The following is a 17,051-nucleotide window of genomic DNA, read 5'->3' on the forward strand; positions in this document are numbered from 1 at the left end:
CCAATCCGTCGCGAGCTGAGTCCTGAGTCTCGACCTTCAGTCAAGATAGTCGCGCAACACCTGCGAGCGGGACGGGTGCCGCAGCTTGCTCATCGTCTTGGACTCGATCTGGCGGATCCGCTCGCGGGTCACGCCGTAGACCTTGCCGATCTCGTCCAGGGTCTTCGGCTGGCCGTCGGTGAGGCCGAACCGCATCGAGACCACGCCGGCCTCGCGCTCGGAGAGGGTGTCGAGCACCGAGTGCAGCTGCTCCTGCAGCAGCGTGAAGCTGGCCGCGTCGGCCGGCACGACCGCCTCGGAGTCCTCGATGAGGTCACCGAACTCAGAGTCGCCGTCCTCGCCGAGGGGCGTGTGCAGAGAGATCGGCTCGCGACCGTACTTCTGGACCTCGACGACCTTCTCAGGGGTCATGTCGAGCTCCTTGGCGAGCTCCTCCGGCGTGGGCTCCCGGCCGAGGTCCTGCAGCATCTGGCGCTGGACGCGGGCGAGCTTGTTGATGACCTCGACCATGTGCACCGGGATGCGGATGGTGCGGGCCTGGTCGGCCATGGCGCGGGTGATGGCCTGGCGGATCCACCACGTGGCATAGGTCGAGAACTTGTAGCCCTTGGTGTAGTCGAACTTCTCGACGGCGCGGATGAGACCGAGGTTGCCCTCCTGGATGAGGTCCAGGAAGAGCATGCCGCGGCCGGTGTAGCGCTTGGCGAGCGAGACGACGAGGCGCAGGTTGGCCTCGAGCAGGTGGTTCTTGGCCTTCTTGCCGTCCTGGGCGATCCACCACAGCTCACGCTTGAGCTTCATGTCGATCTTGTCGCCGGAGTTCAGGCGCTCCTCGGCGAACAGGCCCGCCTCGATGCGCTTGGCGAGCTCGACCTCCTGCTCGGCGTTGAGGAGGGCCACCTTGCCGATCTGCTTGAGGTAGTCCTTGACGGGGTCGGCGGTGGCGCCCGCGGTGACGACCTGCTGCACGGGCGCGTCGTCCTCGTCGTCGTCGCGCAGGACGAAGCCGCCGCCCTCCTCGGACTCCGGGGCCGTCGCTGCGGCAGTGCCCTCCGTCTCGTCGTCCTCGATGGCGACGTCCTCGAGCTCGGACTCGACCACCTCGGTGGGCTCGGCGTCCTCGTCGTCCTCGCCCGGCTTCACGCCCTCATCGGTGGCGGTCGCCTCGGAGGCCTTGCCAGCAGCGGCCTTCGCCGCCGTCTTCTTGGTCGCCGCCTTCTTCGCCGGAGCGGCGGCCGCAGCGGTCGCCTCGGCGGCGGTGCTGGCCTTCTTCGCGGTGGCCTTCTTCGGCGCCGTCTTGGCGGCCCCGGCCTTGGCGGGGACGTCCTCGGTGGCGGTGGTCTTGGTCGCGGCGGTCTTGGTCGCGGCGGTCTTGGCGGTGGTGGGCGCCTTCGCGGCGGCGGTCTTCTTCACCGTCGCCTTCTTGGCCGCGGGCTTCTTCGTCGACGCCGACGTCGTGCGGCGCGTGGACGACGTCGCCGCCACCGCGCGGGTCGCGGTCGCCGGGTCGAGGGTGATGCTGATCCCCTGCTCCTCGAGGGAACGCAGGACGGCCTTCATGCGCTTCGGCGGCACCTCTGCGCCCACGAGGGCGGTGCGCAGCTGCTCACTGTCGACCGATCCTTTGGTGCTGCCCAGGCGCAGGAGCTCCTGCAGCGCGGGGTGGGCGAACTCCTTGGGGAGCGGTCGGGCCGGGCTCTCTGAGGCCTGGGGGGACACGGGCGACACGGACTACCTTTCGTCGCGGACACACTCAGCGCGCAGTGCTGTCGACGCGCACTGCGGCACGCCAACAACAACACCAATGGGGGCGGAAGTATTCACGGGATCCGGTCTGCCGGTCCTGCTGGCCGGTCCACGCAGGTGACATTGTAAAACGAGAGGCGGCCAGAACTCGCATTCTGCGGGGAAGTCGCCCGCCAGGGGGCCGTTGCGGCGGTCTCTGGCGGGCGTCTCGCCGCCTCTGTGTGGCGTCCCAGCCAGACCCGGCGGGCGTGGCGGACCTCAGGCCTCGGCCTTGACCGCCAGGACGGGGCAGGACGCATCCAGCAGGATCCGCTGGGCGTTCGAGCCCAGGATCAGCTTGCCCACGGGGGTGCGGCGGCGGAGGCCGATGACGATGAAGTCGGCGGAGACCTCTTCGGCGACGGCGATGAGGTCCTCGGCGGGCTCGTTGCCGCGGACCAGCTGCCGGACCTCGTGCTCGATGCCCACCTCGTCGAGCTCGCCCTGGACGTTCTTGAGCTCGGCCTCGAAGCGCTCGGCCTCTTTGGTGTCGTAGTCCTTGCCGCCCCGGTTGGAGTTGATGACGATCAGCTTCGTCTTGCGGAGCAGCGACTCGTCCGCGGCACGGCGCAGGGCTGCGCGACCTTCCTTCGTAGGCACATAACCCACAACGATGGCCACTTGAACCTCCTTGTTCGACGGCCGGGTGACTCGGGTCGCCCGGTGCGCAGAACCTATCGGATTTCGCTGGCAGCGGCCGGGTTCACGGCCGCAGTGCGCAGGATCGCGCCCACCTGGTCGGTCTCGATGAGGAAGCCGTCGTGACCGTGCGGGGAGGTGATGGTGTGGTGCTCGCTCGAGGGAACGGCGGCGGCGATCTCGGCAGAGAGGCGCGGCGGGTAGAGACGGTCGGAGTCGACGCTCGCGACCACCAGCCGGCTGGTCACCCGTCGCAGCGCCGCCGCGACGCCACCACGGTCGCGACCGATGTCATGGGAGTTCATGGCCTCGGTGAGGACGAGGTAGGAGTTGGCGTCGAACCGGCCGTTGATCTTGCCCGCGTGGTGGTCGAGGTAGCTCTCGACGGCGAACCGGCCACCGCCGCCCAGGGGGTTCTCGGATCCCTGGGACAGCCGGCCGAACCGGTCGTGCAGCTCGAGCTCGCTGCGGTAGGTGACATGGGCGATGCGACGGGCGATCCCCAGGCCGGCCTGCGGCCCCGGCCCCCGGTCGTAGTAGTCACCGCCACAGAAGTCGGGGTCGCTGCGGATCGCGAGGAGCTGCGGCTGGCACCACGCGATCTGCTCCGCAGTCGCGTATGCCGTCGATGCCAGCACCACCGCCGTGTGGACGCGGTCGGGGTGCGTCACCGCCCACTCCAGCGCGCGCATTCCTCCCATCGACCCCCCGAGGACCGCTCTCCAGCGCCGGATCCCGAGGCGGTCCGCGAGCCGGGCCTCGACGGCCACCTGGTCGCGGATGGTGACGAACGGGAACCGGCTCCCCCACGGGCGGCCGTCGGGCGCGCTCGACGCGGGCCCCGTCGTGCCCTGGCAGCCACCGAGCACGTTGGCGGCGACCACGAAGTGGGTGTCCGTGTCGAAGGGGCACCCCGGGCCGATCAGGCCGTCCCACCAGCCGGCTGTCGCGTGCCCGTTGCCCGCCGGGCCGTGGACGTGGCTGTCACCCGTGAGGGCGTGCTCGACCAGGATCGCGTTGTCGCGGCCGGGGCTGAGGGTGCCCCAGGTCTCGTAGGCCACGGTGACGTCCGGCAGCCAGCCCCCTGCCTCGAGGGACGCCGGGCCGATCGACTCGAAGAGACGGTCGCCGGGGGGATCGCCCTCCCGCCAGGCTCCGCTCGAGAGCCGGGGTCCGGACGTGGTCGTCATCAGGGATCTCCTGGAGTCATCGCGCTTGTCGTCCCCCGGTCCGAGGGCGACCCGGTCATCACCCGGGGCACCCCACCGCGAGGAGGGTTGCCGTCCAGCCAGCCGGGGCTACGCGCTGGAGCTCATGACCTTGACGTCAGCATACGGCGGGCCCGCGCCCCGCACCGCTGTGTCCGACCTCTGGACGACGTGGACGCCTCGACGTCGAAGGCCGCGTCACCCGCGCGCTCATGCCGTGGCGCGGGGCCGGATCGCGAGGTCGACCAGCCTGTCGAGCAGCCGGGCGAGCCGGTAGCCGGGCTCCACGACGAGCGCCCGCTCGAGGGCCGTCCGCGCCAGGGCGCCGTCCCCCTGCCACCACGCGAGGTTGGCCAGGACGGTGAGCATGGGCGCGGCCTGGCCATCGGGCAGCGCCCGGCACAGCTCGACGAGCCGCGACTGGAGACGTCGACCGGCGACGACCGAGATGTCGGTGGCGGGCCGCGCCGACCACGCCGGCTCCGGGAGGCTGCACCGCAGCTGGTCGACGAGGTCGCCGTCGAGGCAGTCCAGGGGAAGGGTGCCGGGGCAGAGCCAGGCGATCACCGCGTCGCGCAGCGCGACGTCGCGCAGCGACAGGGCGAGGGCGGCGACCTCCTCGGGCGACAGGCCGTCGATCGGCGGCCGGGCCGCGGAGACGTCGGACACCACGGCCCAGGTGGCCAGCCACCGCAGACGCTGCACGGCGAGCGCGTGGTCGCCGACGCCGTGCGGGGCGCCGGCTCCGCGGCCCCCGGGTGCGGGGGCAGGGCTGTCGTGGTGCGCGGTGGCTGCCCCGAGCGCCCCGTCGACCTCGGCTTGCCGATCCGGGTCCGGGGCGAGCTGGTCCGCCAGGCTCGCCCGGTCCTTCAGCGGGGCCATCTCGAGGGCGACGAAGTCGGCGACCGCCGGCGTGTCCTCGGGAGGTGGCAGAGGTGTGCCGTCCGCAGGGCAGCAGTCACCGCCGGCGCAGTCGGGGGCGAACCAGCGGCCGTCGCGGACCACCAGACGGTCGAGCACGTCGAGTGCCAGCTCGTGGCAGGAGTGCGCGAGGGCCTCGAGCACGGGCAGGGACTCACCGACGCGGCTCTCGTAGCCCACGAGCAGGACAGCGTCAGGCAGCTCCCGGGTCAGCGCAGGCAGCAGTGCCGCGACGGCCTCACCACACTGCTCCGCCGTGGGGAGGTCGAGGCGCTGCACCAGGCCGATCGCCCGGCCCTTCAGTGTCACGACGACCACGGCGTCCGTGGGGTGGTAGCCGAGCTGGTACGGAAGGGCGGACAGGATGTCGGCGGGGCCGCGAAGCCGGATGGAGTTCATGCCGACACGCTGCTGGCCCCCCGGGCCGGTGGGCAGCCCTCACCCACGGCCTGTGTGTGACGGGACGGCCGGTGAGCGGGCTGTGGACGGTGCGTCGTGGCCGGCCGGTCCCGCGACGGGCCCCGTCACGCCCGACCTGCCCGGTCACACCATCCCGGGAGGGCCTAGCCCACGACCTCGCCGGGGACGGTCCGATCGCCAGCCCCCTGGTCCCGCCCCGTGCCCGAGGGGTTCTGGTCCCGGTACTGCTGCCAGGCGGCGTTCCGCTCCCAGTTCAGGAACGCCTCGGTCTCGTTGACCAGCGCTGCCGCGATCCAGCTGGCCAGCATGGCGTCGTCGGCCAGGCCGAACACGCTGAACAGGGCCTCGGGGAACACGTCGAGCGGGGACACGATGTACGCGAGGGCCCCGGCGATCAGGACGAGCCGGCCCACCGTGGTGCCGTGGTACTCGCCGCGCAGGGTCGCCCGCACCAACCGTGGCACGGCCCTCAGCCGCTCCCCCAGCCCCGCGGAGCCCGGGCGCGTGGCGGTCCGGAGCGCGACGACGAAGGTGCGGAACATCCCCCAGCGCTTGGAGGCCCGATTCGTGGTGCTGGCCATGGTCTTCACTCCCATCGTCCGACGATGGCGCCGAACACGTTGGCAACGAGCAGCGGGGACGCACCATTCCCGACGCGGCTCCCGAACCGCGGCGGCCCGCACGCGGCATACGGGCGGGTGGCGGCCGGCCGTGCCGGCGTGGCGCCCGCCCGGCGGGTCGAGGAGGGCCGAGGAGGGCCGTGGGAGGGGTGCCGCGAGGGCAGGGCCGAAGCTCAGTTTCCCCGGGGGCGGGGCGGGAACTCGTGCCGCGCGCTGTCCGCGATCCGCTTGATCAGGTACGCGTCGAGGCCGGCGCCCACGGCACCGCCCACGAGGGGCACGCCCTTGCCGAGCCTGGTCAGCGACTTCTTGCCGATCTGGCTGAGCAACCGGAACGCGACCGCCTTGTTGACGACCATCAGGGCGGGCCCCGGCAACCGCTGAGCGGCGAGGTTCGACAGCCGACCGGTGACGCCGACGCCGGCCTTCTTGAGCAGGTCGTCCGAGTCGGCGCCGACGAGGGTGAGCAGCACGGCCGCCCGGATCTCGGGCTGGCGGATGTCGTAGCCGCGCACGGAGGCGACCGCCGCGACCATCCGTGTGGCGACGAGGTAGAACTCGACGACGTTGGCGGGGAGGGCGACCGGGAGCGTGATGAAACCGCCGATACCCGTGACGAACCCGCCGGCCGCTGCGAGCTTGAGGTGCTGCTGCACGATGGCGTCCACGGCCTGCTCGGCGTCGGCCCTGCTCGACCGCGCGACGTCGGCGACGTGCTGGGCGGACTCGAACGGGCCCCGGCCGTCGATGCCGGCGTCGAGGATGCTCTCGATCAGCCGCACGGTGGCGTTGCCGAAGGCGCCGTGGTCCTCGGGTCCGGCACTCGCCTGGTCCAGCGCAGAGCGCCTCGTCGCCGTGTCCGTGTCGTCCTTGCCCATGTCCAGAATGCCCACGATGGCCCTTTCTGCCGACGGTCTGCCCATCCTGCCACGGGCCCCGCGCGGCTGCCGGACTATCGTGGACGCATGGCCGATCCGCAGACCCAGGACGCTCGCTTCGCCGAGTACGCGCACCCCGAGAGGCTCGTCTCCACGGAGTGGCTCGCCGCCCAGCTCGAGGCCGGCAACCCCGATGGCATCGTCGTGCTGGAGTCCGATGAGGACGTCCTGCTCTACGACACCGGGCACATACCGGGAGCCCTCAAGCTCGACTGGCACCAGGACCTCAACGACCCGCTGATGCGCGACTACGTCGACGGCGCGCAGTTCGCGAGGGTGATGTCCGAGCGCGGCGTCGGCCGCGACACGACGGTGGTGCTGTACGGCGACAAGAGCAACTGGTGGGCGGCCTACGCGCTCTGGGTGATGAGCCTCTTCGGGCACGAGAACGCCCGCCTGCTCGACGGCGGCCGTGCCAAGTGGATCGCCGAGGGCCGCGAGCTCACCAAGGACGTGCCCTCCCCCGCGCCGGCCGACTACCCGGTCGTCGAGCGCGACGACGCCCCGATCCGCGCCTTCAAGGACGACGTGCTGGACCACCTCGGCGGCCCCCTGGTCGACGTCCGCTCCCCGGGCGAGTACTCCGGCGAGCTGCTGCACATGCCTGACTACCCCCAGGAGGGCGCCATGCGCGGCGGCCACATCCCGGGTGCGAGGTCGGTGCCGTGGGCGCGTGCCGCGAACGAGGACGGGACCTTCAAGTCGCGTGCGGACCTCGAGGCGATCTACCTCCAGGAGCAGGGCCTCGACCCCGCCGCGCCGACGGTCGCCTACTGCCGCATCGGTGAGCGCTCCTCGCACACGTGGTTCGTCCTGACCCACCTGCTCGGCTTCGGCAACGTCCGCAACTACGACGGGTCCTGGACCGAGTGGGGCAACGCCGTGCGCGTCCCCGTCGAGAGGTAGACCACCGTGACCGCGGTCGAGACCGCCGACCTGCCCCAGGCCCTGGCCGAGATCGCCCGGGACTTCGCGGAGCTGCCCGTGCCCGAGCGCCTCCAGCTGCTGCTGGAGTTCAGCGAGGAGCTGCCCGAGCTCCCGGACCGGTATGCCGCGGCGCCCGAGAGGATGGAACAGGTCCACGAGTGCCAGTCACCGCTGTTCCTGGTGGTGGAGGTCGACGAGGAGTCCGCGCCCGAGCCGGGCGACCGCCGGGTGTCGCTCTACTTCTCCGCCCCGCCGGAGGCCCCGACCACGCGGGGGTTCGCCGGCATCCTCCACGAGGGCCTGGACCAGCTGACGGTCGACGAGATCCTCGCCGTGCCGGAGGACGCTCCCTACCGGTTCTCGCTCGCCGACGCGGTGTCGCCGCTCCGCCTGCGCGGCATGGTCGGGATGCTGAGCCGCATCAAGCGACAGACCGCGCTGAAGTCGCGGGTCTGAGGTCACCGTCACGAGGCCGCCCGCGGCCTAGAGTGCGGCCATGGGGCGGAGGCGGTCACGCGGGTCGGGTGCCCTGCTGCTGGTGGCAGCCGTGTCACTCGTGGTGGCGGGGGCGCTGGTCTCGCTCGCCGGCTCCGCGGCGTGGTCGATGTTCGCGCAGGACCCGACGCCGATCGCGTCCGGCGACCGCGTGACCGTGAGCCGCAGCGGGATGACCCTGCTGCGCGACGAGGGCGGGACGGGATCAACCTCATGCTCGATCACCCGCGGTGGCGAGCGCATCCTGCTGGAGGAGACGAGGGGCCGGTCGGTCGACCTCCAGACCGGCCGGTTCGTTGTCGCCGCCTCCACCGCGGGGTCGGTCCGGGCGGGCACCTACGACTTCGAGTGCACGGCCGGGGGCACCGGCCTGTATGCCGCCCGCCGCATCGCGTTCGGCGACGCCGCGCTCGTCGGGGTGGTGGGGGTCGTGGCGCTGGCGATGGGCCTCGCCCTCGGCACGCTGGGGCTGGTCCTCCTGCGTCGCCCGGTGTCGTCCCGGGCGGGTTGAATGTCCGCATGACCCCCGACGCGCGCCCTCCCGAGCGGGTCGCCCTCGTGGTCGCTCCTCCCCCGGCGCGCTCCGGTTCCGCCCCGGCGGCCACGCCCCACCGCGCTGCCCTGGTGGGGGCGGGGGTCTGCCGGGTGGGAACCCTCGACGAGATCGCCGCGGAGGTCGGGGCCCTCGAGTCCGAGCGGTCCCCGCGGTGGACCTGGTGGTCGGCGGCCGGCGACGCGTCACCCTTCGTCGCCACCGGGGCCCGGCTGGCCCGTTGCTGGGACATCGCCGAGGCACACCGCCTCGCCGAGGGAGGCTGGGAGGCCACCCCCCAGCTGGCCTGGGCCGCAGCGCAGGGCCTCGACCTCACCTCGCTCCCGCGCCCGCCCTCGGGCCACCTCTTCGACCTGGACGCGGCAGACGGCGCCGGGGGTGACGGGGGCGACGCGGACGGCGCGCTCCCCACGCGACCCGGCTCCCCGATCCGCACCGACGGCTACCTCCTGCCCGACGCGGGCACGGCCGCGTGGCCGATGGACGACGCGCGGCTGGTCGCCTGGGCGGAGGCCGCGCTGGTCTGCGCCAGCGCCCAGGAGACCCGGCTGGCCGCGGCCGGGAGTCGAGCCGTGGCCACGGTGACGTCGGAGTCGGCCGCCGCGCTGCTGTGCGTCGAGCTGGCCAGGGACGGCCTGCCGGTGGACCGCCGCGCGGCCGAGGAGCTCATCTCGCAGGCCGCCGGGCCGCGGCCGCAGAGCGAGGCCGACACCCGCGCGATCCGCGCGGCGCGCGACCGCGAGGTCCTGCGGCACGCGCCCGGCCGCGAGGGCACCGACCTGCGCAACCCGCTCCAGGTCCGCGAGCTGCTCGCGAGCGTGGGCGTGGTCGTGCCGAACACCCGCAAGTGGGTGCTCGAGCCCTTCCGCGAGACGCACCCGCTGGTCGCGGCCCTGCTGGAGTGGCGCCGCGCCGAGCGGATCGCCACGACCTACGGCTACGCCTGGCTCGATGCCCACGTCGGCCCGGACGACCGGCTGCGGGGCGGCTGGACGGCCTGCGACGGCGCGGCGGGGCGGATGACCGCCCAGAACGGCCTGCACAACCTGCCCACCTCGCTGCGCCCGGCCGTCGCCGCCCGTCCGGGTCACGTGTTCGTCCGGGCCGACCTCGGTCAGATCGAGCCGCGGGTGCTGGCGGCCGTCTCCGGGGATCGCGCGTTCGCGGCGGCCACCCGCGCCGACGACCTCTACGCACCGGTGGCCGCATCGCTGGGGGTGGAGCGCCCCGTGGCGAAGGTCGCTGTCCTCGCCGCCATGTACGGCCAGCGCAGCGGCGCGGCCGGCGAGGCCCTGCGGGGCCTCGAGCGCGCCTACCCGGCGGCGATGGCCTACCTCGACCGGGCGTATGCCGCGGGTGTGCGGCGGCAGCCGCTGCGCACCTTCGGCGGCCGGGCGATCCCGCTGGCGCGGGTGTTCGTGAGCGAGGCGACCGGGGAGCCGGCGCGGCGTGACGCGGCAGGCGGCGCGCCGCCGGTGGCGACCCCGCCGAGGGCAGCGCGTGACGGCGCCGGTCCCGACACACGGGCAGCCGGGCAGACCGGTACGCAGCCCGGCGGCGGACCCGGCGGACCCGGCGGACCCGGCGGACCCGGCGGATCCGGCGGACCCGGCGGACCCGTCGAGCCCGGCGCCGAGCCGGCTCGGGACGCCGCACGGGGTCGCTTCGCCCGCAACGCGGTGGTCCAGGGCGCCGCCGCCGAGCTGTTCAAGGCCTGGGCCGCCACGGTGCGGGCGATGACCGGCGACCTGGGGGCACAGATCGTGCTGTGCCTGCACGACGAGCTGCTGCTGCACGTCCCCGAGCAGGCTGCGGAGGAAGTGCGGCGCAGGGTCGCGACCGCCCTCGACGACAGCGCGCGGCGCTGGACGGGCTCCACACAGGTGCGCTTCGTGGCCGACACGAGCATTGTCCGGCGCTGGTCGGACGCCAAAGGCTGAGGTCAGGGCCACATCGTGGCAGGGTGTGCGCCATGACAGACCTCAGGCACACGGCCCGCCAGGCCAGCGACCACCCCGCACTCGAGACCACGGCCAGGGTGGGGTACGCCGTGTCGGGGCTGCTGCACCTCATCATCGGGTGGATCGCCCTGCAGGTCGCCTGGGGGCTCGGCAGCTCCGGCCAGCAGGCTGACCAGGGCGGTGCACTGCAGACGCTGTCCGGCAACGGCGTCGGGCAGACCGTGCTGTGGGTCGGCGTCCTGGGCTTCCTGGGCCTGGGGCTCTGGCAGGTCGCCGACGCGGTCGTGGGCCACCCCGGCTCGGGCAAGGACGCCTGGGGGCCGCGGGCCAAGGCTGCGGCCAAGGCCGTCATCTACCTCGCGCTGGCCTGGACGGCCTTCGGCTTCGCGCGCGGGAAGGCGTCCGACAGCAAGCAGCAGACGGTCGACTTCACGGCGACGCTCATGAAGCAGCCGGGTGGCCGCTGGCTGGTCGCGGCGGTCGGCGTCGTGATCGTGGGTGTCGGTGTCTACCACGTGCACAAGGGCGCCACGAAGAAGTTCCTGCGCGACCTCGAGGAGCACCCGGGCACGTGGGCCACCCGCGCCGGGGTGGTCGGCTACATCGCCAAGGGCATCGCCCTGGGCGTGGTCGGCGTCCTCTTCATCGCTGCGGCGCAGCAGGGCAGCGCGCAGAAGTCGTCCGGTCTCGACGGCGCCCTGCGCACCCTGAAGGAGCAGCCGTTCGGGCCGGGCCTGCTCACCGCGGTGGCGGTCGGCCTCGCCGCCTACGGGCTCTACAGCTTCAGCCGCGCCCGCCATGCCAGGGTCTGACACGGCATACGACATCGCCTGCCCGCCACCGGGGCTCGCGCGAAACGACCGGAGACGACACGACAGGGCGGGAGGCACGTGGCCTCCCGCCCCTGTCGGTCAGGTGCCTGCGGTCAGGACGAGCGGTTGGAGTCGCCGCCCTGCTCCCCCTGCTCGCGGAGGAACTGCTCGAACTCGGCCCCGATCTCGTCGGCTGACGGGAGCTCACTGACGTCGGTGGCGAGCAGGCTGGGCTTCTGCAGACCCTCGATGAAGGTGTCGTACTGGCGCTCGAGCGCGGCCACCACCTGGGCGACCTCGTCGGAGCCGGCGACCTCCTGGGCGATCTCGGCCCGGTTGAGCCCCGCCGCCGCGACCAGGTCGTCGATGGGCAGGTTCAGGCCGGTCGCGGCGGTGATGGCGTTCAGCGCCGTCACCGCGCCGTCGGCGAACTCGGACTGCGCAAGGTAGTGCGGGACGTGGACGGCGAAGCCCAGCGCGTCGTGCCCGGACTCGCCGAGCCGCAGCTCCAGGAGCGAAGGGAGGCTGCCGGGCACCTGCACCCGCCCGAACGGGTTGACCTGCTCCGGGATCAGCCGCGGGTCCGTGGCGTGCGCGGTGAGGCCGATGGGCCGGGTGTGCGGCACGGCCATGGGGATCCCGTGGGCTGACACCACCAGGTCGACGCCGAGGAGCACCACCAGCTGGCGGACCGCCTCGACGACCCGCTCCCACTGGTAGTCCGGCTCCGGGCCGGCGAGCAGGAAGTAGGGGGTGCCGTCGCCGTCGACCATCCGGTGCAGGGCCAGGCACGGGTCGTCGTAGCTCACCCAGCGGTTGGTGTCGAAGACCATCCCGGGACGCCGACCGCGGTAGTCGATGAGCTGGTCGGTGTCGAAGGACGCCACCACGGAGCTCTCGGCGGTCGCGAGGAGGTGCTCCGTCAGAAGGCGTTGGGTCTGACCGGCGTCGATGAAGCCCCCCAACGCGACGACCATGACCGACGCGCGCAGCGACTGCGGATCGGTGTCGGTCTCGAAGCGGTAGAGCTCGGACGGGTTGAGCACGGTGGGTCCTCTCTCGGTGGTCGTACACGAGCCACAACGCCCCAGCCTGCCAAGGGATTCCTCAGTCGTTGACAGGGGCCCCACCCCGCCACCGTGGCGGGCGCGCCTTCGGCAGCCGCGCGGCGCGCCGTTCGGCCCCAGGCCACTGGGGGATGAATGCTGTCCGGCGACTCGGGAATGAATGCGGTGGGGCGGCCGTTCGGATGGAACGAAACAGTTTCGTACTTTCCTGAGGAAGCCAGAGTGGACACCAGCAGCCCGGCCGAGCCGACCCGTGCACGCCCCCGTGTCGAGGGCGAGCGTGAGCGCGAGATCCTCGAGGCGGTGCTTCGGCTGCTCGCCGAGGTGGGCTACGACCGGCTCACCTTCGACGCCGTGGCCGCCGAGGCCCACGCCTCGAAGGCGACGCTCTACCGTCGGTGGCCGGGCAAGGCCGACCTGGTCGTCGATGCCGCGGGCCTGATGGTCGGCGTCGAGGCGGACCAGGTTCCCGACACCGGGTCGCTCCGCTCGGACCTCATCGGCCAGGCCTGCGCCAAGGGCGGGCTGACCGACGAGCGGCCGATCAGCATCTTCGCCTCCCTCCTGTGCTCCATGCATCGCGACCCGGAGCTCATGGAGGCGATCCGCAGCCGGCTCATCGCCCCCAAGGTGGCGACCTCGGTCGCCGTGTTCGAGGCCGCGCAGCAGCGGGGCGAGGTGGGCCCCGACGCCGACCTGCCCACCCTCGCCCGGCTGCTCCCTGCCATCGCCGTCCACGAGGCCCTGCTCATGGGCCACACGGTCTCTGCGGATCGCCTCGCGGAGCTCGTCGACACCATCGTCCTGCCTGCCTGCGCGGCCACGCTGCGCGACTGACCCCACCACCGCCGGCCCCCGGGCCGCCGCCCCACCGAAAGGCCCGACCATGTCCCAGCCCGCTGTCGCCGAGCCGACAGAACCAGCCGGTCCCCAGCAGCTCGCCACGGAGCCGGTGGTGCAGACCGGCCACGGCCACCGCCACCTCGGGCTCGCGCTCGCGATCATCAGCGCGGCCCAGCTCATGGTGGTGCTCGACGGCACCATCGTGAACATCGCGCTCCCCCGCCTCCAGGAGGACCTCGGGTTCACCCCGGACAACCTCTCGTGGGTGGTCAACGCCTACACCCTCGCCTTCGGCGGACTCCTGCTCCTCGGCGGCCGGCTCGGCGACCTGTTCGGCCGCCGCCGCGTGTTCGTGGCCGGCGTCCTGGTCTTCGCGACGGCGTCACTCCTGGGCGGCCTGGCCACCTCGGAGGCGATCCTGCTCGCCTCCCGGGCGTTGCAGGGTGTCGGCGCCGCCATGGCCTCGCCCACCGCGCTGGCGCTCATCACCACCACCTTCCCGGCCGGGCCGGCCCGCAACCGGGCCATGGGCGTGTATGCCGCGATGTCCGGTGCGGGGGCCGCCATCGGCCTCATCCTCGGCGGGGCCCTGACCGAGGCGAACTGGCGCTGGACGTTCTTCATCAACGTGCCGATCGGCCTGGCCGTGGCGTTCCTCGCCCCGCGCTTCCTCGGCGAGTCGGCCCGCGGTCGCGGCAGCCTGGACGTCCCCGGCGCCGTCACCGGCACGGCCGGCCTGGTCTCGCTGGTCTACGGCCTGACCCACGCCGCCAGCACGTCGTGGGGCGACAGCGTCACGGTTGCCACCCTCGTCGCCGGAGTCGTCCTGCTCGCGCTCTTCATGGTCATCGAGACCCGCTCGGAGCACCCGCTGATGCCGGTGCGGATCCTCGAGGACCGCACCAGGGGCACGTCCTTCGTCGTCATGCTCGTCGTCGGTGCCGCGATGTTCTCGATGTTCTTCTTCCTCGGCCTGTACATCCAGCAGGTGCTGGGCTACTCGCCGCTCAAGGCGGGCTTCGCCTTCCTGCCGTTCTCGTTCGGCATCGTGGCGGCGGCGCAGCTCGCCTCGGCACTGATGACCCGCGTCGACCCGCGCTGGATCGCCGGCACCGGCGCCCTGATGGCGGCCGGCGGCATGTGGGGCTTTGCCCAGCTCGAGGTGGACAGCTCGTACGCCACGGGTCTGCTGCCGTGGATCGTCGTCATGGCGTTCGGCATGGGCCTGGTGTTCGTGCCGCTGACCCTGACCGCCGTCGCGGGCGTCGCGCAGGAGGACTCCGGCGTGGCCTCGGCCGTGCTCAACACGATGCAGCAGGTGGGCGGCTCGCTCGGCCTGGCCACCCTCAGCACCGTCTTCGCGAGCTCGCTGAAGGACCGCGCCGCCGAGCTGGGGACGGACCTGCAGGCCAAGGCGGCCTCGGGGGCGCTGACCCCCGAGCAGCTGAAGGCCGCCCAGGAGCTGCTGCCCCTGCAGGCCCAGACCTTCGGGGCCAGCCAGGCCTACCTCGTCGGGGCGGCGATGATCCTCGTGGGCGCAGCGATCACCTTCGCGTTCCTCAACGTCAAGCACGAGAAGCTGGCGACCGACGGCCACGAGAACGTCCACCTGGCCTGACCCCCGCGTTGTCGAGGGCCTGGTGCGGCTGCGCACCAGGCCCTCGGTGCGACCGGGGCCCTCCGCGCCTCGGGGTGTGGGCCGCTCAGGTGGCGATCGGGGACGGCAGCGCGGGGAGGCCCAGACGCCTGGCCACCTCGGGACCGCACACCTGCGTGAGGTAGTCCGGGTCGCCCACGACGACGAGCCGGTCGGTGGCGCGCGACAGCCCGACGTAGAGCTTCTCGCGGTCGCGGTCGTGGACGGTGTCCTTGTTGATGCACAGCACCACGGCCCGGCGCTCCAGACCCTTGCAACCGAGGACGTGGCCGTAGAACGTGGAGTCCTCGTCCCAGAACGAGTTCCAGTACGCCTCCGGGTCGACCTCGGCGAGGTCCTTCTGGACCGGGTGCCGGCTGCCGACGGTCAGCAGGGCGATGTCGCGCTCACGCCACCCCTCGTCGAGCAGGGCGTCGACGTGGTCGTCGGCGATGCCGAGGGCCTCTTCCGCTGCACACGGCACGAACGTCACGTCCATGCCGGGTCCGCCGAGCAGCCGCATCCGGTTGGGTGCCAGCGGGTTGATGACCTCGCCGATCTGGGTGGTGTTGCGCAGGTTGTGGTCGAGAACCAGGGGCACCAGTGGGACCGGTGGCTCGCCGAAGCGCTGGAACACCCGTTGGTTGGCATCGGAGTAGAGGTAGAGGCCACCCGACTCTGGGTCCCGCAGGGCTCCCAGCACGGGATGCCACCACTCCTCGGCGAAGTCCTGCGCCTCGTCGACGATGACGGCGTCGAAGCGTCTGCGCTCGGGGATGCCCTCGGCGAGACCGGCCATCTCGGCGGGAAGCACCTGCTCGTAGTACGGCGTGTCGACGGTGTCGCCGTGCTGCCGGGCGCGCCAGCTCGCGACGGGCTCGGCGCCCCACGAGAGCCCCCACTCCTCGAAGGTCCCGACGAAGGCCGGCCGATCGCGCCGGCTCCACCCCGAGGTGATACGGCGGAAGTACGCGGCGAGCCCGCGGGAGTAGCAGATGAGTGCCACGCGCTGGGCGGGCAGCTCACCGCGTCCGTGGCTCAGCTGCCTCGCGTGGGTCAGCGCCATGACGGTCTTGCCCGAGCCCGCGCCGCCCCGGATCTCCACCCTGGTGAGCAGGCGCGTCACCCTCAGCAGCGTGAGCTGCTCCTGGGTGAGCCGCTCCATGGCCTCCTCCCGCTCGTCGGCCTCCGCCGTCAGCGAGTGCACGGGTCGGTTGCGCCCGCGGAGGATGTCCACCACGAGCGCGACATCGTCGGCGTCGGCAGCCCGGTTGTGGCTCTCCTGCTCCGCGATCAGCGCCCGCAGCCGCTGGCCGAGCCGGGGCAGGTCGTCGCGACCGCTCACGAGCCACCGCGGGCCGGCGGGCAGCGTGAAGTCCTCGTCGACCACCGTGTTGGGCAGCACCACGGCGTGCCCCCAGCGCACCCGGCGCCGCGATGAGTCCTTCCACCGCGGGTCCGCCTCGACGTAGGAGCGCGCGGCATACCGGGCGTCGCGGGCCTGGCCCACCGGGTCGAGCTCGACGTCCTCGCCCCGGCGCCGGCGCGTCCATCGTCGGCCGTCATGGGAGACCGACCCGCCCTTGACCTCGACGGCGACGATGCCGTAGCCGGGCATGAGCACCAAGAGGTCGACCTCGTGGTCCTTGGCGTGGTCGGTGAACCGCTGGTTCGCGACGAGGACGTCCTGAGGCCTCAGGGCGTCGCGCAGGTGGCGCCAGGCGGTCTCCTCCGCCGGTGACGCGAACTTCGGCGCCTCGGGAATGCACGTGACCATGGCGGTCAGCCTGCCTGCGCGTCGACGGGGAAGGGCGTCGACCCGCCGTAGACCCCGGCGAAGAGCGAGCCGATGTCGTCGGCGATCGTGCAGACCTGCTGGCAGGCCCGCCGCAGGGAGCGCGGCGAGACCTGGTCGGCAGGCAGCCGGACCTCCACCCAGACCCGGTCGCCGGCGAGCACGACCTTCGCGAGGGTGGCCTGCTGGTTGAGCTCGTTGACCTCGCGCAGGACTGCCGCGGTGGGCTTGATCCCCGTCGCGGCCATCCCCCAGACGCGGACGCCCAGCGGCCGGGGCTCGACGGTGACGAAGCACGCCGACGTGCCCTTGCTGAACGGCACGTCGCCGTCGCCGTCCCTGACCAGCGTCGTGGTGTCGAACTGCTCCATCAGGAGACGGTCGACGTACACCCCGAACCACGCCCTCTTTCCCACCGGCACCAACCCCTC

General features: G+C 72.8%; 16 protein-coding genes and 1 riboswitch. Of the genes, 7 read left to right on the forward strand and 9 right to left on the reverse strand.

Going from position 1 to position 17,051, the window contains the following annotated elements:
* Positions 1-36 precede the first annotated feature (36 nt).
* From VIB11_RS09295 to VIB11_RS09320, 6 genes are all read right to left on the reverse strand, one after another.
* Positions 37-1,719: an RNA polymerase sigma factor gene (locus VIB11_RS09295; protein ID WP_332030558.1), complete on the reverse strand. Its 1,683-nt coding sequence runs from the start codon at positions 1,717-1,719 to the stop codon at positions 37-39.
* 285 nt (positions 1,720-2,004) lie between these two features.
* Positions 2,005-2,406: a universal stress protein gene (locus tag VIB11_RS09300; protein ID WP_332030560.1), complete on the reverse strand. Its 402-nt coding sequence runs from the start codon at positions 2,404-2,406 to the stop codon at positions 2,005-2,007.
* 53 nt (positions 2,407-2,459) lie between these two features.
* Positions 2,460-3,614 (reverse strand): homoserine O-acetyltransferase MetX, encoded by a 1,155-nt coding sequence (gene metX, locus VIB11_RS09305; RefSeq protein WP_332030562.1) that lies wholly within the window; start codon positions 3,612-3,614, stop codon positions 2,460-2,462.
* 16 nt (positions 3,615-3,630) lie between these two features.
* Positions 3,631-3,744, reverse strand: a riboswitch (SAM riboswitch).
* Positions 3,745-3,842: 98 nt separating this feature from the next.
* Positions 3,843-4,952 carry a DUF4192 domain-containing protein gene (locus VIB11_RS09310; RefSeq protein WP_332030564.1) on the reverse strand — a complete coding sequence of 370 codons (1,110 nt, stop codon included), beginning with the start codon at positions 4,950-4,952 and terminating at the stop codon, positions 3,843-3,845.
* Between the two features lie 164 nt (positions 4,953-5,116).
* Entirely contained in the window at positions 5,117-5,569 is a 453-nt protein-coding gene (locus VIB11_RS09315) for a YkvA family protein (protein WP_332030566.1), read from the reverse strand.
* Between the two features lie 197 nt (positions 5,570-5,766).
* Positions 5,767-6,486 (reverse strand): EcsC family protein, encoded by a 720-nt coding sequence (locus tag VIB11_RS09320; protein WP_332030568.1) that lies wholly within the window; start codon positions 6,484-6,486, stop codon positions 5,767-5,769.
* Between the two features lie 72 nt (positions 6,487-6,558).
* Between VIB11_RS09320 and VIB11_RS09325 the strand changes: the two genes are divergently transcribed.
* From VIB11_RS09325 to VIB11_RS09345, 5 genes are read left to right on the forward strand one after another with little or no spacing between them, the layout of a single operon-like run.
* Positions 6,559-7,437: a sulfurtransferase gene (locus tag VIB11_RS09325; RefSeq protein ID WP_332030570.1), complete on the forward strand. Its 879-nt coding sequence runs from the start codon at positions 6,559-6,561 to the stop codon at positions 7,435-7,437.
* 6 nt (positions 7,438-7,443) lie between these two features.
* A complete protein-coding gene (locus VIB11_RS09330; protein WP_332030571.1) occupies positions 7,444-7,914 on the forward strand; it encodes a SufE family protein in 471 nt (156 codons plus the stop codon).
* A 40-nt stretch (positions 7,915-7,954) separates the two neighbouring features.
* A complete protein-coding gene (locus VIB11_RS09335) occupies positions 7,955-8,464 on the forward strand; it encodes a hypothetical protein (protein WP_332030573.1) in 510 nt (169 codons plus the stop codon).
* 8 nt (positions 8,465-8,472) lie between these two features.
* A complete protein-coding gene (locus VIB11_RS09340; RefSeq protein WP_332030575.1) occupies positions 8,473-10,446 on the forward strand; it encodes a DNA polymerase in 1,974 nt (657 codons plus the stop codon).
* A gap of 32 nt (positions 10,447-10,478) precedes the next feature.
* Positions 10,479-11,279 carry a DUF1206 domain-containing protein gene (locus VIB11_RS09345; RefSeq protein WP_332030577.1) on the forward strand — a complete coding sequence of 267 codons (801 nt, stop codon included), beginning with the start codon at positions 10,479-10,481 and terminating at the stop codon, positions 11,277-11,279.
* Between the two features lie 113 nt (positions 11,280-11,392).
* On the opposite strand, the gene VIB11_RS09350 is transcribed toward VIB11_RS09345, so the two are convergent.
* Complete coding sequence (locus tag VIB11_RS09350; protein WP_332030579.1) at positions 11,393-12,325, reverse strand: PAC2 family protein; 933 nt, start codon at positions 12,323-12,325, stop codon at positions 11,393-11,395.
* Between the two features lie 243 nt (positions 12,326-12,568).
* On the opposite strand from VIB11_RS09350, the gene VIB11_RS09355 reads away from it, so the two are divergent.
* Together VIB11_RS09355 and VIB11_RS09360 are read left to right on the forward strand one after the other, a co-directional pair.
* Entirely contained in the window at positions 12,569-13,183 is a 615-nt protein-coding gene (locus VIB11_RS09355; RefSeq protein WP_332030581.1) for a TetR/AcrR family transcriptional regulator, read from the forward strand.
* 49 nt (positions 13,184-13,232) lie between these two features.
* Positions 13,233-14,807 carry an MFS transporter gene (locus tag VIB11_RS09360; protein WP_332030584.1) on the forward strand — a complete coding sequence of 525 codons (1,575 nt, stop codon included), beginning with the start codon at positions 13,233-13,235 and terminating at the stop codon, positions 14,805-14,807.
* An 85-nt stretch (positions 14,808-14,892) separates the two neighbouring features.
* Here the strand turns inward: VIB11_RS09360 and VIB11_RS09365 are convergent, their stop codons facing one another.
* Both VIB11_RS09365 and VIB11_RS09370 read right to left on the reverse strand, forming a co-directional pair.
* Complete coding sequence (locus tag VIB11_RS09365; protein ID WP_332030586.1) at positions 14,893-16,602, reverse strand: nuclease-related domain-containing DEAD/DEAH box helicase; 1,710 nt, start codon at positions 16,600-16,602, stop codon at positions 14,893-14,895.
* 5 nt (positions 16,603-16,607) lie between these two features.
* A complete protein-coding gene (locus VIB11_RS09370) occupies positions 16,608-17,042 on the reverse strand; it encodes a T3SS (YopN, CesT) and YbjN peptide-binding chaperone 1 (protein ID WP_414695799.1) in 435 nt (144 codons plus the stop codon).
* Positions 17,043-17,051 lie beyond the last annotated feature (9 nt).

This window comes from Pedococcus sp. (genome assembly GCF_036554925.1).
In the GTDB taxonomy this organism is placed as follows: domain Bacteria; phylum Actinomycetota; class Actinomycetes; order Actinomycetales; family Dermatophilaceae; genus Pedococcus_A.

Coding starts and splice junctions, on each gene's coding strand:
- metX (WP_332030562.1), bottom strand. CDS start 3,614: ATGACGACCACGTCCGGACCCCGGCTCTCGAGCGGAGCCTGGCGGGAG.
- VIB11_RS09360 (WP_332030584.1), top strand. CDS start 13,233: ATGTCCCAGCCCGCTGTCGCCGAGCCGACAGAACCAGCCGGTCCCCAG.
- VIB11_RS09325 (WP_332030570.1), top strand. CDS start 6,559: ATGGCCGATCCGCAGACCCAGGACGCTCGCTTCGCCGAGTACGCGCAC.
- VIB11_RS09310 (WP_332030564.1), bottom strand. CDS start 4,952: ATGAACTCCATCCGGCTTCGCGGCCCCGCCGACATCCTGTCCGCCCTT.
- VIB11_RS09365 (WP_332030586.1), bottom strand. CDS start 16,602: ATGGTCACGTGCATTCCCGAGGCGCCGAAGTTCGCGTCACCGGCGGAG.
- VIB11_RS09335 (WP_332030573.1), top strand. CDS start 7,955: ATGGGGCGGAGGCGGTCACGCGGGTCGGGTGCCCTGCTGCTGGTGGCA.
- VIB11_RS09340 (WP_332030575.1), top strand. CDS start 8,473: ATGACCCCCGACGCGCGCCCTCCCGAGCGGGTCGCCCTCGTGGTCGCT.
- VIB11_RS09315 (WP_332030566.1), bottom strand. CDS start 5,569: ATGGGAGTGAAGACCATGGCCAGCACCACGAATCGGGCCTCCAAGCGC.
- VIB11_RS09345 (WP_332030577.1), top strand. CDS start 10,479: ATGACAGACCTCAGGCACACGGCCCGCCAGGCCAGCGACCACCCCGCA.